10 protein-coding genes and 3 tRNA genes are annotated in these 15,645 nt (G+C 38.0%); 8 read left to right on the top strand and 5 right to left on the bottom strand.

What is annotated here, in order from left to right; all coding sequences use genetic code 11:
- Nucleotides 1-107: 107 nt before the first annotated feature.
- Nucleotides 108-4,559 (bottom strand): translocation/assembly module TamB domain-containing protein, encoded by a 4,452-nt coding sequence (locus KIH23_RS05800; RefSeq protein ID WP_249684804.1) that lies wholly within the window; start codon nucleotides 4,557-4,559, stop codon nucleotides 108-110.
- A 159-nt stretch (nucleotides 4,560-4,718) separates the two neighbouring features.
- Between KIH23_RS05800 and tsaD the strand changes: the two genes are divergently transcribed.
- Genes tsaD through KIH23_RS05765 form a run of 7 tightly spaced genes read left to right on the top strand, consistent with a single transcriptional unit; the run spans nucleotide 4,719 to nucleotide 11,772 of the window.
- Nucleotides 4,719-5,741: a tRNA (adenosine(37)-N6)-threonylcarbamoyltransferase complex transferase subunit TsaD gene (tsaD, locus tag KIH23_RS05795; RefSeq protein WP_213211924.1), complete on the top strand. Its 1,023-nt coding sequence runs from the start codon at nucleotides 4,719-4,721 to the stop codon at nucleotides 5,739-5,741.
- Between the two features lies 1 nt (nucleotide 5,742).
- Nucleotides 5,743-6,456, top strand: a complete 714-nt coding sequence (locus KIH23_RS05790) for a 16S rRNA (uracil(1498)-N(3))-methyltransferase (RefSeq protein ID WP_213211922.1) — start codon at nucleotides 5,743-5,745, stop codon at nucleotides 6,454-6,456.
- Between the two features lie 4 nt (nucleotides 6,457-6,460).
- The gene (locus KIH23_RS05785) at nucleotides 6,461-8,230 is read left to right on the top strand and encodes a T9SS type A sorting domain-containing protein (protein WP_213211920.1); all 1,770 of its coding nucleotides are present in this window, start codon (nucleotides 6,461-6,463) and stop codon (nucleotides 8,228-8,230) included.
- 4 nt (nucleotides 8,231-8,234) lie between these two features.
- Complete coding sequence (locus tag KIH23_RS05780; protein ID WP_213211919.1) at nucleotides 8,235-8,873, top strand: DUF4159 domain-containing protein; 639 nt, start codon at nucleotides 8,235-8,237, stop codon at nucleotides 8,871-8,873.
- 45 nt (nucleotides 8,874-8,918) lie between these two features.
- Nucleotides 8,919-10,010, top strand: a complete 1,092-nt coding sequence (locus KIH23_RS05775) for an AI-2E family transporter (RefSeq protein ID WP_213211917.1) — start codon at nucleotides 8,919-8,921, stop codon at nucleotides 10,008-10,010.
- Nucleotides 10,011-10,012: 2 nt separating this feature from the next.
- The gene (locus KIH23_RS05770) at nucleotides 10,013-11,188 is read left to right on the top strand and encodes a class I SAM-dependent methyltransferase (protein ID WP_213211915.1); all 1,176 of its coding nucleotides are present in this window, start codon (nucleotides 10,013-10,015) and stop codon (nucleotides 11,186-11,188) included.
- 8 nt (nucleotides 11,189-11,196) lie between these two features.
- The gene (locus tag KIH23_RS05765; protein WP_213211913.1) at nucleotides 11,197-11,772 is read left to right on the top strand and encodes a hypothetical protein; all 576 of its coding nucleotides are present in this window, start codon (nucleotides 11,197-11,199) and stop codon (nucleotides 11,770-11,772) included.
- Here the strand turns inward: KIH23_RS05765 and KIH23_RS05760 are convergent.
- Nucleotides 11,769-12,503 (bottom strand): M15 family metallopeptidase, encoded by a 735-nt coding sequence (locus KIH23_RS05760; RefSeq protein WP_213211906.1) that lies wholly within the window; start codon nucleotides 12,501-12,503, stop codon nucleotides 11,769-11,771. The genes KIH23_RS05765 and KIH23_RS05760 overlap by 4 nt on opposite strands.
- A gap of 224 nt (nucleotides 12,504-12,727) precedes the next feature.
- Here KIH23_RS05760 and KIH23_RS05755 point away from each other — a divergent pair, with 224 nt between their 5' ends.
- On the top strand, nucleotides 12,728-15,124 hold the full coding sequence (locus tag KIH23_RS05755) for a DUF4397 domain-containing protein (RefSeq protein WP_213211897.1): 2,397 nt from the start codon (nucleotides 12,728-12,730) through the stop codon (nucleotides 15,122-15,124).
- Between the two features lie 93 nt (nucleotides 15,125-15,217).
- On the opposite strand, the gene KIH23_RS05750 is transcribed toward KIH23_RS05755, so the two are convergent.
- From KIH23_RS05750 to KIH23_RS05740, 3 genes are all read right to left on the bottom strand, one after another.
- Nucleotides 15,218-15,291, bottom strand: a tRNA-Arg gene (locus KIH23_RS05750).
- A gap of 174 nt (nucleotides 15,292-15,465) precedes the next feature.
- A tRNA-Pro gene (locus KIH23_RS05745) sits at nucleotides 15,466-15,540 on the bottom strand.
- Between the two features lie 4 nt (nucleotides 15,541-15,544).
- A tRNA-Ser gene (locus KIH23_RS05740) sits at nucleotides 15,545-15,631 on the bottom strand.
- Nucleotides 15,632-15,645 lie beyond the last annotated feature (14 nt).

Genomic DNA, 15,645 nt, shown 5'->3' with positions numbered 1-15,645 from the left:
GCTTTGTGTATTTCTTTAGAATTATTGGTAAATTTCAAACGATTTCGTTGATAAGTTTTTATTTTGTGGTAAAAAAATCGTTCGGTTTTGAGCAGATTGATAATTAATTAATCATCAGTAGGAACCGCTTCTTGGTTGGTTTTTTCAGGTTCGGCTTTTTTCTCTTTTTTATCTTTAAAGTGAATATAATCAGGAACAACCTCAGAATCGTGTACTTCTTTTGAGCTGTTTTTGATGATTTCAAGTTTTTGGTTTTTGAAGATTTTGTACAATAATTGACGGAAAGTTGTAAAGTCTACCTGATAAGTCAAACCCAAACCTTGGGTGTAGCCAATTCCTTGACCGATATAATTGATGTCATTTTCTTTGTTAAACATGCGCAGGTTGAGTGTTCCGTCTTCATTAACTCTGTATTGCACTTCAACATCGCCGACGACAGTTGACTCGTTGACACCGCCTACCGGAACTCCAAATTTTCCGTTGATGCTGATGCGGTCACTAATTTTAGTGCTCACTGTCAGACCCACGCGCCCATCGGTTTCGCGCCCGGGGTTTTTATCAGCCGACACAAGCATTACATCAACATTAATTTTATCATCACTTTGATTGAGAATGGTTCCGAATAAATCTCCTACTTTTTCATAAATGTTGTTGGTCAATGAAGTTTGGCTCAAACCATCAACACTTAAGAAACTTCCGGTTGAAAGCAAGATGAGTGCTTGTTTTTGACGTACATCTTTGTCGTCGAGTTTGGTTTGAATTTCAGATTTAAGTACTGAGCTTACCGTCGGGAAGTTGATGGTAAAGTCAGGGCTTGGGTTGCTTAAGTTTCCTTTGATGCCAATCACGACTTCAACATCGACCTTTTTGTTAAACGAAGGATTTTCAACCAAAACCGCCGGATTAGCCGAGGTTTTATATACAGCTTCTAAATTAAGGTTGGCTTTCATAGGGTCACCCTCCCAAGTAACTGAACCGCCTTTTTTGATTTTGAATTGTTTGTTGATGATTCCGCCGTACTTAAAATTGTAGGTTCCTTCATAGGCTTGAAAATCGCCCCACATATTGAATTTGCCGAGTGTATTGATTTTGAATAACAACGATCCAAAACCTTTGCCTTTCATACCGTGACCTGAATTTCGATCAAGGATAATTTCAACTTCGGCATCTGGTGTTATGTCAAAATCAAATTCGAGTTCAACACCATCGTATTTTTTTTCTTTCTTTTCGCTATTACTTTGCGTATTGAATTTTTCTTTTTTGGTAACAAAGTGAATATAGTTGTTGTCGCTGACACTTTCGGCATCATTAATCGGAATTTTAATTTGGGTTCCTTTTTCAGATTTTCCGGACACATTGATAAAAAGCTTATTGATTGGGCCGGTAATGGTTGCTTCTCCGTCCATAAATGCGGTACCGAAATACGCGGCATCTTCGCTGTCTTTGGTGTCTAAAGCCAAAATTCGTCTGGAACTTAAATTTAAATCAAGATTCCAATCTGAAAAATTCGTGTGACCGATGCTGCCAAAAAGCTGCCCTTTGGTTTTGTATTTGGTATCGGTTACATCGGTATCGCGAATGATGAATTTCTTTTCGGTTACATCCACAATGGTTCCGTCTTCAACTTGATAATCAACATTTAAATAAGGAACTTTTAGTCCAGCTCCGTTAACAAAAAGTCGTCCATTGATGTCTAAATCATCAAAAGTTCCCGCTATGTTGGCACGGCCTGAGGCTTTTCCGCGCACGTCAGTGATGACATCTTTAGCAATATTACCCAAAACGGCTAAGTCAAATTGTTCGAAATTCAAATCAAGGTTGAGTTTTGTTTTTTGGTTAATGATATCCAGATATCCATCAGCGGTAAACGATTTGAGGTTTTCATTTTCAATAGATGAATTTAAATAGAATTTCTGGAGTGAATTATCGCCCGTAACATTGAGTTTCAGGGTTCCCAGCGCAATATCGTTGAGTTTAAGCGCATCAATTTTGACCGATGAAGTTGGTTGATAAACAGAATTAACTTGTTTGACATGAACCGTTCCGTTGAGATTTCCGGCCATTTTAAATTCATCAATGACAGGCAATAACCGATCGAGTTGCACTTCCTTAAAGATTAAATTCAAATCTTTGTTTTGATTTCCGTTGAGTGTTCCATTGAGGCGCACTTGCTGGTTGTCATGGCTTAGTGCTATATCGTCAATGTTGAAATTTTTGAATTTTTTGTCAAAAACGATTTTGTTGTTGGCCTCATCTTGTTGGTTGAGATACCACATAAAATCATTGTATTTCAATTCAGATTTTTGAATCCCCACCACATTATTTCTTTGGGCATCAATAGTATGATATAAATTTAGGCTGTAGGCGTCATCGCCCTTCTCACCACCTCTGAACTCTGAACGTAGGTAAAGCGTGTCTTTGGTTGTTACGTTGATTAAGCTAAAATCCCGAATTTTATACTTTTTGGTTTTGATTGTATCCAGTGAAACATAGGTATTAAACAATGGATTTTTGTTGTCGATATCAATGCGTATGTTGTCAAGTGTGTTTTCGTAAGCAATAATCTGCGGCGAAATAAAGTTAAATTTAAAATCATCTGTGTCTGAGTCAATGCTTCCGCGAATGTGTGTGTTTTTGCCAATTTCAATGCCCGGATAAAACACCTCAACTATTTTGTTGTAGATGGCAAAATCAAACTTGAGGTACTGCCCTTTTTTAACCTCGTTTCGGCTGTAGTTGGCGTATAAGCTTCCGGCTGAATTTTCGAGCATTTTGCGCAATGAAGCAATTTCAAATTTACCAACTACTTTTCCGTCAATGATGTCTGGCGATTTGAGTGAAATTGTTCGGGTATTATTTGCATCAAACTCGGAGTGTAGTGTAAAATCTTCAAAATAATATCGGTCTTTATTGTTTTGATAAGCCGTTTGCGAAAAATGAATGTCGCCTTTTAAATCATCAAGTGAATTGCCCAAAACATTAACTTTAATTCCGCCTTTGAATACTGCTATTGAATCATTTTTGACAAAATTGAGTTTTTTGAGATTTGCATAATCAATTTGAGTTTCAAAGTTGTATGCAATTTCTTTACGCCCAAGATTGGCCGAGCCGTTAAAATCTAAAAACAAATTTGGATCATTGATGTAAACTTGGCCCTTAAAAACCGGATTTTTGAAGTTACCGTCAACAATCACTTTACTGTAATTATAGCCATTGTATTGCAATCGATAAATGTCGCCAGAAAAAGTTGTATTGAGGTACTTCTGAATAAAGCCTTGTCCGTCAACATCAATGTTTAGGCTGACTTTTCCGAGGTCTTTTTTGCCTAAAAAACTCCCGATATCAAAGGTCTCTAATATGATATTTCCTTTGTATTTGGCATTGTCAATGTTGTCAATATCATACATTTGTAAGCTTGATTCAACGTTGCCCAAAGCTGTGGTCATATAAAAATCAGCTATCAATTTTTGTACAGTTACATCTACTTGTCCGTGCATGTTGAACAAACCTATTTTTTTAAGCGATGTTGGTAATTTTGAACCTAAAACATTCGGAAGTAACTTAACCAAATGCTGGTAATCCGACATCACTTTTCTGAAGGTTCCTTTCATTTCAAAAGGTTGATGTGCTTTACCAAAAAGATTTTTAAAATTGACATCACCGGCAATGTGCGTGCATTTGCTGTCGGTAAGATTGAGTTTGTGCGCTGTTAAGTTGTTGAGCGTACCGGTTACGTGAGATTTAAGGGTAAAGTTCTGCCCTTTGCCAATTTCTTTGTAAAAATACCAAACATCGCTGGTTGACAATGATGCTTGATCCACCAAGATGTTGAAGTTAACTTTGTTGTTAAAATCACTAAAATCCTCGCGTTTGTAGTTGAGTGCTACATTGCCTTTAAAGAGTGAATGTGCTGTAATCAAATCAACATTGCGCATCAAAATCTGTTTTTTGGTGTACGAAAACTTTGATTGCAGATTGCGAACATATAAACCGCGATGGTCTAAAAATGACATGCGGTCAATATCAGTTGTAACGTTAGGTCCGTGAATTTCAAAGTTTTCTAAAACGGCATTGAGTTTTGAAAAATCAGCGTCTTTTGGAATTTCTCGGTTGTAATCGGTTAGCCTAAAATGACTTTTGTTTACTGTAATTTCATGAGCGGTAAATAGAAATTTTCCCGATGAAGGTTTCCCGTCATCAAAAGCGGCAATAAAAGCATCCAGATTGGTGTCTTTTTCACCTTTGTAGGTTTTCATATCGAGCAACAAACCATCAACATTAATATTGCCAAAAAGTAAATCGCCGTCAATCAATCTTTTAATATCCAGAATATTAGTGTTGATGCGTTTAGCATAAATGAGCGTGTCTTTTTTGTGATCGCGCACCAAAACTTGTTTGAGTTTAACAACCCCAAATGATGTTACAGAAACTTGCCCAACCCGAATGTCGGTTTTGTAGGTTTCGTTAAGCCACTGCGTAAGCCTCTGCCCGATGCGGGTTTGAACCGATGGTAAAGTCAAAGCGATTCCCAATGCCAACAACAGCAAAAGCAGGAACAACAGGGTGCGAAAGATTATTTTCTTGGCTCTTTTGATAACAACGAGAATTTAATCAACCAAAGTTTTCATTGATAAAAAAACGCTAATTTTGGCATCGCTGTAAAAATAAAATATTTTACTGGATACAGCCCAAAATTACTCTGAAATTTAAAGCTATTTATGCAATCAAAAAGCGTGTACATTCTAGCGATTGAAAGTTCTTGCGACGATACTTCGGCGGCGGTTCTTTCAAACGATAAAGTTTTATCAAATGTTGTGGCTAATCAACTTGTTCACGAGCAATACGGCGGTGTGGTTCCCGAGTTGGCTTCACGCGCGCACCAACAAAATATAGTTCCGGTGGTGGATGCAGCCATCAAAAGAGCTGGGATTAGTCGTGAAGACCTCTCGGCAATTGGTTTTACCCAAGGCCCCGGATTGATGGGTTCACTGCTCGTGGGTGGTTCATTTGCCAAGTCATTGGCCTTGGCGCTCAACATTCCGCTGGTATCGGTGCATCATATGCAAGCGCATATTTTGGCACATTTTATTGATGAAGAAGGTTTTGATAAGCCTGAATTTCCGTTTTTGGCTTTGACCATTTCGGGCGGACATACGCAAATTGTTCGGGTGGATGATTTTTTTAAAATGGAAATCATTGGCGAAACCACTGATGATGCGGTGGGCGAAGCTTTTGATAAATCGGCCAAGATTCTGGGGTTACCTTATCCAGGTGGTCCGCTGGTTGATAAATTGGCACAAGAAGGAAATCCAAAAGCTTTTACGTTTAATAAGCCTAAAATTCCGGGATTGGATTTTAGTTTTTCGGGCTTGAAAACATCTATTTTGTATTTCATCCAGAAACAAGTGGCTGAAAACCCTGATTTTATTGAGCTGAATAAAGCTGATTTGTGTGCGTCAATCCAACAAACCATTATTGATATTATTATGGACAAACTTAAGTTGGCCGTTGCCGAAACCGGAATCAAACAAGTGGCCATTGGCGGCGGAGTTTCAGCCAATTCAGGCATTAGAAAAACACTCAAAGAAGCCGAAGGTTTGTACGGATGGAAAACGTTTGTTCCGAAATTTGAATATACAACCGACAATGCTGCCATGATTGGTATTACGGCTTATCAGAAATTTTTAACCGGAAACTTTGAAGACGCTTCGGTGGTTTCAAAAGCGAGATTTTCTTTTTAAGATGCAGTTGTTTTATAATCCGGCCATCGGTCAAGATCAAGAAGGTTTTTCTTTTGACAAAGAAGAAAGCCGGCATATAGTTAAAGTGCTCAGAAAAAAAGAAGGTGACAAACTATATGTAACCAATGGTTTAGGTGAATTATTTGAAACTGAAATTACATTGGCAACTGATCATAAATGTCAAGTAAAAATCATCCGCGTTGAGCATGTTCAGCCCAAAAAATATCAGTTGCATTTGGCCGTTGCGCCTACCAAAATGAATGATCGTTACGAATGGTTTTTAGAAAAAGCGACTGAAATTGGCATTGATCAAATTACCCCGATTTTTTGTGACCATTCTGAGCGTAAAAATTTCAATCATGAGCGTATGGAGAAGATTATCATTTCAGCGCTCAAACAATCTAATCAATATTCTTTACCTCGACTCAATCAAGCCATCACTTTTAAAGAATTTATTCAGCAAAAAAAAGAAGGTTTGAATTTGATTGCGCATTGTGAAGAAACACAACGAAAATCACTCAAAGAAATCTTGCAACCCAACACCGATGTTACTTTGCTCATTGGCCCTGAGGGTGACTTTTCATCGCAAGAAATTGAAATGGCCTTGAAAGCCGACTATATTCCGGTAACTTTGGGTCAAACCCGACTGCGCACAGAAACGGCTGCATTAGTAGGTTGTCACAGCGTGGTTTTTTGCAACGAACAAACAAACTAAACTTATGAAAAAGAAATTTTTATTAACCATTACTACATTTTGTGTTGCATTGATACAGGCGCAAAACGCTCCACTGGTTCTGGTAAATATCCAAGATGCTCAGATGGTTTGCAACCCCGGTGATTGCACGGTTTTGAATGTTGAAAATCAATTCATACCTAGAAATACCGATACTTATACGGTTGAAAGTATTGACTACAATCCGATATTTCCGTTTTCTGGTGGGGTTACTATTCCTCCTAATGGCGATGACTATTGGTCTCCGGTGTTTGATTTACCATTTGGATTCTGCTTTTACGGCAATACATATAATTCAGTTTTGGTTGGAACCAACGGCGTGATTACTTTTGATTTAGCCCATAACAATCCAATGGATTTTTGTGAATATTCATTTAATCAGACAATTCCGAATGTAGATTTTCCGATTAAAAATGCCATTTATGGGGTATATCAAGATACCGACATCAGGACTCCGCCTATTACAAATCCGAGCTTTCAAAACATCAATTATTATGTAGTTGATACCGGAGTATATGCTGCACCCAATCGAGCTTTTATAGTTAATTTTAATCAGTTACCTCAATATGATTGTGGCGTCAATGTTGGCTTTCAGACTTCGCAAATTGTCATCCATGAAGGAACCAATATTGTAGAAGTTTTTGTCAAAAACAGAACTTCTTGTACTTCTTGGAACAATGGCTCAGGCTTGATTGGTTTACAGAATCAAAGCGGTACTTCGGCAATTGCGCCTACGGATAGAAACACCGGAACCTGGAGCGCTATAGATGAAGCTTGGCGTTTTACACCCAACGGGGCTTCTTTGCCCATAACCTACCAATGGTATGTTGATGGTTTTGTGGTTCCTGGCGCTACTTCAGAAAGTTTTGTGGTTTGTCCAACAAGTAATCAAACGATGTACAGTATTCAAGCTACTTTTGAAAATTGCGGAAATTCATTCGTTTTAAATGATCAAAATGACTATGATTTGTTATCAGTTTATCCGCTAGCAAACCCGGTTGATATTTCAATTTGCTCAAATGATACCGGTTTTTATACGATTGATATTGATCAGGCTGCGTATGTTTTGAATGGTGCTAACCCCGCAGATTATGATTTTAAATATTATGAAAATCTAATCGATGCTGAATTAGGAACCAACAATTTTATAACTTCAGTGAACAATTTTAGTTTTACCCAAAACCAAACAATTTATTTGGTGGTTGAAGATTTAATGAGCTCGGGCTGTCGTTGGATTAAGCCATTTGCGCTCAACATCAATCCGGCTGTTGCGCCGCCTACCGGAGCTGCAAATCAAGGTTTCAATCCGGGGCAAACGTTGAATGATTTAGTGGTTGAAGGAGAAAATATTCAATGGTATGACGCGGCAATAGGCGGAAATTTACTACCGGGCAACACTTTGCTTCAAAATAATTTTACCTATTACGCATCACAAACGGTGAATAATTGTGAAAGTCGTATGTCAAATCCGGTGCGTTTGGCTGTTCATGTTTATGATGTAACAATGTCTAACAATAACTTTTTTAAAGGAAATTTTAAAGTTTACCCCAACCCAACACATCAGTTTTTAACTATCACGAATAGTTGTCAAATGGATCAAGTTATCGTGCGTAATTCGCTTGGGCAAAAAGTTTTAGAAGTTTATCCAAATCAAAAAGAATACACTCTAAATATGACTCAGTTGTTATCTGGAATTTATATGTTGGATGTTAAAAGTGAAAAACAATCTCAAACACTAAAAGTGGTTAAGAATTAAAGCAATGAAAAAGTTTTTTTGGATTTTGTTGTTTTCTGGTTTTGTGATGCAGTCACAAGAAATTGCCTTGCTCAAATACAGCGGTGGCGGTGATTGGTATGCCAACCCAACGGCACTCAGCAACTTGATTAAGTTTTGCAATCAGAACATCAACACGCGAATCAAACCCAAAGCTGCGGTTGTAGAACCTTCTAGTCCGGAGTTGTTTTCTTATCCGTTTGTACACATGACCGGACATGGGAATGTGGCTTTTAGCAACAACGATGCTACGAATCTTCGCGCTTATTTAACCTCTGGAGGTTTTTTGCATATTGATGATAATTACGGCATGGATCAATACATCCGTAAAGAGCTTAAAAAATTATTTCCTGAAAGTATTTTGGTTGAGATTCCGGCGAGTCACCCTATTTTTCAGAAGCCGTATTCTTTTCCGAGCGGAATTCCAAAAATTCATGAACACGACGGGAAACGACCTCAAGCATTTGGCATTTTCCTCGACGGAAGACTTGCGGTTTTGTATACCTATGAAACTGATTTAAGTGATGGTTGGGAAGATCCGGATGTACACAACGACCCTGTTGAAGTGCGTACCAAAGCGCTCAAAATGGGTGCTAACATCATCAATTATATTTTCAATAATTAATCTGAATCGGTTAAAATTGTATCTTTCGGCCTAAATCAAAACCTTATGGTCAATTCAAAAATCATCGCCGGTGGAATTTTGCGAGCCGTTGCCGCGCTTATTGGCATTGGGTTTCTTCTCTATTTTTTATACGCTATACAAACCGTTTTGCTGTATTTGGTGATTGCGCTTATTTTATCATTGATTGGCAGGCCTATTCAACGTTTTTTTAAAACCAAACTCAAGTTCAAACAAACATCGTCAAGCGCGATGGTTATTGTGTTTTATTTGTTGCTTATAGTTGGTTTTCTTTCAATGTTTGTTCCGCTGATCGCCAGTCAAGGTGAAAATTTATCACTGCTCAATACAGCAACCATCGAAAAAAACACCTTAGAATTGATTGAGCAATTGTCAGTTTGGCTTGAAAGCCACCATATTGATGCTCAAGCCATTTTTAAAAATCAGAAAATAGCCTCTAAGTTTGATTTTGATTTTATTCCCGATTTGCTCAATGCATTGGTTGGAGCCATTAGTGGTTTTGGTGTTGGATTAGTTTCGGTTTTATTCATTACTTTTTTCTTTCTCAACGATAGACAATCACTCATTACGGGCGCTAAATTACTTATTCCCGATAGCCACGAAGAACAAATTCTCAATTCGATTGAAAAAATCAATGAGTTACTTTCACGTTATTTTATCGGGCTTTTGATTCAATTGTTTATTGTATTTGTTTTGTATTTGATCGTTTTGTTGATTTTCGGGGTTGACAATGCCTTGGTGATTGCCTTTTTATGCGGATTATTGAATATAGTGCCGTACATCGGGCCGCTCATTGCCTCAGTAATGGCTGCTGTGTTAACCATGCTCGGCAATTTAGGCCAAGATTTTCAAACCGAAATTTTACCAACAACATTGTATGTGATGATTGGTTTTGCCGTGGTTCAGATGATTGACAACAATGTGTCGCAACCGCTTATTTTCTCTAAAAGCGTGAGTTCACACCCGCTGGAGATTTTCTTGGTGATTCTTTCAGCAGGTTTTTTGTTTGGCATTGCCGGTATGATCATTGCCGTTCCGCTGTATACTATTCTCAAAGTGATTGGCAAAGAATTTTTTCCGGATAATTCATTTATTCAGTTTCTCACCAAAAATATTTAGTCTTGTCAGCGATTGATTTTCCGGCAAAATTGCGCCATTTTGTGATTGAAAACACTTCGGCTGATGTTGTTCAACTCGCTTTGCAAAAAAATCCATTTCCGGAATTTTCATGGACGGAGATTTTAGAGCAAATTTCGGGTCGAAAAAAGGCACAAGAAAAATTGCCGACTTGGTTTAGTTGTGATAGAATCGTTTATCCTTCAAAAATTTCAGTTGAACAAACTTCTTCTGAAGCCACCGCTGAATATAAATCGTCGCTTATTTCAGGAAATACACTGATTGATTTAACCGGTGGTTTTGGTGTGGATACCTATTATTTTGCACAAAAATTCAAGCAAGTAGTTCATTGTGAATTTAATGCGTCACTTTCAGAAATTGTCTCTTACAATTACGAGCAATTAAAGGTTCAAAATATTGAATGTGTGAACGGTGACGGACTTGAAATTCTTCAGAAAAAAAACCAGAAGTTCGATTGGATTTATTTGGATCCGGCGCGCCGAAATGACCGTAAAGGCAAGGTTTTTATGCTAGAAGATTGTACGCCCAATGTTGCAGAACTTTTACCAAATTATTTTGAGTTTTCAAACAACATACTCATTAAGACTGCTCCTATTTTAGATATTCATGCCGGATTGAAGGCTTTGTCCTTCGTCAAGAAAATCCACATTGTTGCACTTGAGAATGAAGTCAAAGAAATTCTCTGGCAGATTGAGCAAGGTTTTTTGGGTGAAATTTGTATCAGTTCGGTCAACATTAGCAGGCATAGTGTTCAAGAGTTTTCGTTCATTCTTGCCGAAGAGGCATTTTCAAAGTTTGATTTACCACAAAAGTATTTATACGAACCCAATGCAGCTATTATGAAATCGGGAGGTTTTACTCAAATTGTTCAGCAATATGGTTTGTCAAAATTGCAGTTGCATTCGCATTTGTATACTTCTGAAAAATTAATAGATTTTCCGGGGCGTTCATTTAAAATACTTGAGGTTCTACCGTATCAAAAAGCCGAAATAAAGCAACATTTACAAGCCAAAATGGCCAACGTTACGGTACGTAATTTTCCGGAAACGGTAGAGGATATTCGCAAAAAGTGGAAAATCAAAAGCGGCGGAGATTTGTACTGTTTTTTTACTACTGATATGAATAACCGCAAAATAGTTTTACTTTGCAGCAAAATTTAAAAATCGGTATGAAAAAGTTATTTTTCGGAGCTGTTTTAATGTTTTCGTTAATTGCTATAGCCCAACGCCCGTGTGAGTTTACTACTGATGTAAAAGATTCCCTTGGAAGTTATAAATCAACCAAAGAATACTTGGTTTACGAAAAGAATTTTGGAGGTAATTCAAGCTATATTTTTTATTCAATAGTTGTTTCAGACGGAACCCCTATGTTACAGATACAATTATTAGAAAAAAGTCAAGGATTTATTAAAGCCAAGTGTTTTGATAAAAACTCAAAGATTTATTTGCAGCTCAACAACAATAAAATTGTAACCCTTTTGCACACCAATGATGAAAGTTGTGGCACAATGGTGCGCGATGAAAAAGGTGTAAACAACCGTGTTTTATCGGGCTATTTTATGTTTAGGAAAGAAGATTATGAAGATTTAAAAAAATCAGAATTGTCTTTTATCCGAATCAAGTTTGGTGCTGAAGCAACTGACTACATGATGCGCAAAGCTTTTAAATCAGAATTAGACGGTCAATTATATGAGCCAGAGCGTTATTTTTTGAATTATTTTGATTGTTTAGAAGCAAAACCTTAATCGCAAATCCATTGAAAATTTGAAATGGCTTCGCGCCGTGCATTTTTTAAATTGTAATGCCACCATTCACTTTCAAAAATTCTAAAACCGCATCTGATCATCGTATTGCGCAACATCCGTCGATTTTCTAAAATTTGCTCCGGGAGCTGGTCATAGTCTTGCGCAGCCTCAGGTCCAAAATGGTCAAAGTCGGTTCCCATATCAATTTCATTGCCTTCTAAATCAGCTAAAGAAATATCAACTGCTCCGCCGCGATTGTGAATAGAGCCTTTTTTTGGATCGGCTACATAACTCGGATTAGGAACTATTTGCCACATTTTTTTTTGAATATCCAACGGTCTATAGCAATCGTATAAAACAATCTTGTAGCCTTTTTTGAAGAACTTTTCTTGTGCTTTAAGCAAGGCTTTTACGGTTTTATAGCGCAAATAACAAGCTTCACAATCATAAACTTTTGTTTTGAGAAAGTTATCAGAACTTGCATATTTCATCTTATAAATAAAATCTCGACTGTAATCGTATAAATTCACAAAAGTAGAATCGTCAACTACTGCGGCATTTATGCTGGCGTTTTGAACCACATGAATAATTTCAGGCGCTTTATTGGTTGTATTTATTACAATTGCATCTTTTGATTCTGGTAAGGCAAGCGATTGGGTTGAGCGCCCGCTTTTATATGAGCCGCAAGCTGTCAAAAAAAATACAAGATTGATTGCTAAAAGAAATCTCATGATTCAAAAATACATGTGTAAAAGTATAGATTAACTTGCTTTAAAATTAAATTTAAGCCAACAATATTCAGATTACTTCGAAAATGCTAATTATTACTCAAAATATTGGGTTTGATTTTCGGTTCACGATATCCACGAAAGTTAAAAAAATACAAAAAAATATTTTGTTTAATTTTTTGAATGAAAGTTTAAACTATGTTTGTTACAACAAATAAACAAATCCTATGAAACAAATCTCACATTTCTTTAAATTGGTTGCGTTACTTCTTTATGTAAGTACCGCGCTAGCACAAAGTGCACGGGTTCAATTAATCCACAATTGTGCCGATGCTGCAGCACAAACAGTTGATGTGTATATCAACGGAGACAAAATCTATGATGATTTTGCATTCAGAACCGCAACTGCATTTGCAGATGTACCCTCTAACATTCTAATTGCTGTTGACATTGCTCCGGGCAACAGCAGTTCTGTAGCTGAAAGTATTTACAATACTGTAGTTACTTTTGATGCCAACCAAACCTACGTAATTGTAGCCAATGGATTGATTAATTCATCGGCATATTCACCTTTCAGGCCTTTTGAATTATCCGTTTACAATCAGGGTCGAGAGTCATCTTCAATGGCTGGAAATACGGACATTTTGGTTTGCCATGGCGGTACCGATGCACCTACGGTAGATATTGTTCACACTACATTTCTTCCCATCAACACCGTTGTTGACAATATTTCTTATCCCTTTTTTAGTAATGGTTATGTAGAATTACCCACCGGAAATTATACCATTGATGTGACCAACCAAACTGGTGGAACGGTCATTTCATCTTATGACGTAAAACTTCTTGATTTGGGTTTACAAGATCAAGCAATTACAGTGGTGGCCAGTGGATTTTTAAATCCAACGTACAACAACAATGGGCCTTCTTTTGGATTGTGGGTTGCGCTTCCGAGTGGAGGCAATTTAATTCCTTTGCCACAATCTCCTTATGCTCGTGTTCAAATTATCCACAATTCTGCCGATGCGGCTGCTTCATTGGTAGATGTGTATATAGATGGCGATTTAGCATTAGATGATTTTGCTTTTCGAACGGCAACTCCTTGGTTGGATTTGCGCGCCGGACAACCAGTTTCTATTGATATTGCCCCGAGTAACAGTATATCATCAGCCGAAAGCATCTACAATCTTACCACAAGTTTGAATATTGGTTCTGAATATGTTATTGTTGCCGATGGTATCGTAAGTCCAACTGGCTATACTCCGAATCAACCTTTTCAGTTGTCGGTTTATGATCAAGGTCGAGAGGTAGCCTATGACGGCAATAATACAGATATTTTGATTCATCATGGTTCAACGGATGCTCCTACGGTCGATATAGTAGAAACGAGTGTTCCGGCTGGCACTATTGTTAATGATTTGTCATATGGTGATTTTACCAATAATTACCTTGAATTGCCTACCGCTGATTATTTGATTGATGTTCGCGATGCTTCAGGAACCAATACGGTCGCTACTTTCCAGGCACCTTTGTCTAGTCTAGCACTTGACGGAAAAGCTTTAGTAGTTGTTGCCAGCGGATTTTTGAACCCTACAGCCAACAGCAATGGACCTGAATTTGGTCTTTGGGTAGCCACGCATTCTGGAGGTAATTTAATTCCGTTGCCAATTGTTCCACCAGCTCCTACTGCTCGTGTGCAAATCATCCACAACTCGGCCGATGCTGCCGCAGAGTTTGTTGATGTGTACATCAATGGCGATTTAGCTTTGAACAACTTCAAGTTCAGAACTGCCACTCCATTTATTGATGCGCCCGCAGGAGTTCCGGTACAAATTGATATTGCTCCGGCGACAAGTTCATCTGTTTCGGAAAGTATTTTTAATACTACGGTAACACTCACTGCCAATGAAAAATATGTGGTGGTGGCCAGCGGAATTGTGAGTCCATCAGGATATACACCGAGCCAATCCTTTGGATTATCAGTATTCACACCTGCTAGAGAAATAGCTTCAAATGCCAACAACACCGATGTATTGTTGTATCATGGTGCTACCGATGCGCCAACGGTTGATGTGGTTGAAACCAGTGTTCCGGCGGGTACTGTAGTGGATGATTTATCGTACGGTGATTTTACAGCGAATTTTTTAGAATTACCCACAGCAGATTACACATTAGATGTTCGCGATGCCAGCGGAACTGTAGTGGTTGCTACTTATGCTGCTCCATTGCAAACTCTGGGTTTACAAGGTCAGTCACTCACAGTAGTAGCCAGTGGATTTTTGAATCCGGACAACAACAGCAACGGAGCTGCATTTGGTCTTTGGGTAGCCTTGCCAAGCGGTGGAGATTTGATTCCTTTGCCATTGGTGACTTTGTCTAACGACGATTTTTCAGCCTCACAAGTTGTGTTATATCCGAATCCGGCTGCTGACAACATCAATCTAAAAATTCCTTTTGGATATGAAACTATCTCAGGAAAAATTACAGACATGAGCGGAAGAGTTGTGAAAAACATAACCAATGCGCAAAACACAATTGATGTAAGTAATTTGTCTGACGGAATGTATGTTGTTGATTTGGAAATTGACAACTATAGTTTACAGAAAAAAATTGTGATTAAGAAATAAAGCTTTTGCTTAGAAAATTAAAGGGCTGAAACTACTTAGGTTTGAGCCCTTTTTATTTGATACAAAAAAAGCCTCAAAACAGAGGCTTTCATGTGATCCAGTCAGGATTCGAACCTGAGACCTACTGCTTAGAAGGCAGTTGCTCTATCCAGCTGAGCTACTGGACCTTAATTTTAATTGTCGGGGTGGCAGGATTATTTCATGATACTGAAATATTGATTTTACCAAACCCATTCCTTTTAAGTCTTTGACTTAATATTTTTGTCATTTTTAAATAATCAAATAAATTTGTTATTTCAAAACTCCAAAACATTTTGCAGAGCAAAAAAGGAATTACTTTGTCGGGGTGGCAGGATTCGAACCTGCGACCTCCTGGTCCCAAACCAGGCGCGATGACCGGGCTACGCTACACCCCGAGTGCGGAGAGTAAGGGATTCGAACCCTTGGTACAGTTTCCCATACGCATGTTTAGCAAACATGTCCTTTCGGCCTCTCAGGCAACTCTCCTGTTAAAACTATTA

Source organism: Flavobacterium sp. CYK-55, from assembly GCF_018413465.1.
GTDB lineage: Bacteria > Bacteroidota > Bacteroidia > Flavobacteriales > Flavobacteriaceae > Flavobacterium.
This window is presented reverse-complemented; position numbering and strand designations above follow the sequence as displayed.

Coding starts and splice junctions, on each gene's coding strand:
- tsaD (WP_213211924.1), top strand. CDS start 4,719: ATGCAATCAAAAAGCGTGTACATTCTAGCGATTGAAAGTTCTTGCGAC.
- KIH23_RS05790 (WP_213211922.1), top strand. CDS start 5,743: ATGCAGTTGTTTTATAATCCGGCCATCGGTCAAGATCAAGAAGGTTTT.
- KIH23_RS05785 (WP_213211920.1), top strand. CDS start 6,461: ATGAAAAAGAAATTTTTATTAACCATTACTACATTTTGTGTTGCATTG.
- KIH23_RS05780 (WP_213211919.1), top strand. CDS start 8,235: ATGAAAAAGTTTTTTTGGATTTTGTTGTTTTCTGGTTTTGTGATGCAG.
- KIH23_RS05775 (WP_213211917.1), top strand. CDS start 8,919: ATGGTCAATTCAAAAATCATCGCCGGTGGAATTTTGCGAGCCGTTGCC.
- KIH23_RS05765 (WP_213211913.1), top strand. CDS start 11,197: ATGAAAAAGTTATTTTTCGGAGCTGTTTTAATGTTTTCGTTAATTGCT.
- KIH23_RS05760 (WP_213211906.1), bottom strand. CDS start 12,503: ATGAGATTTCTTTTAGCAATCAATCTTGTATTTTTTTTGACAGCTTGC.
- KIH23_RS05755 (WP_213211897.1), top strand. CDS start 12,728: ATGAAACAAATCTCACATTTCTTTAAATTGGTTGCGTTACTTCTTTAT.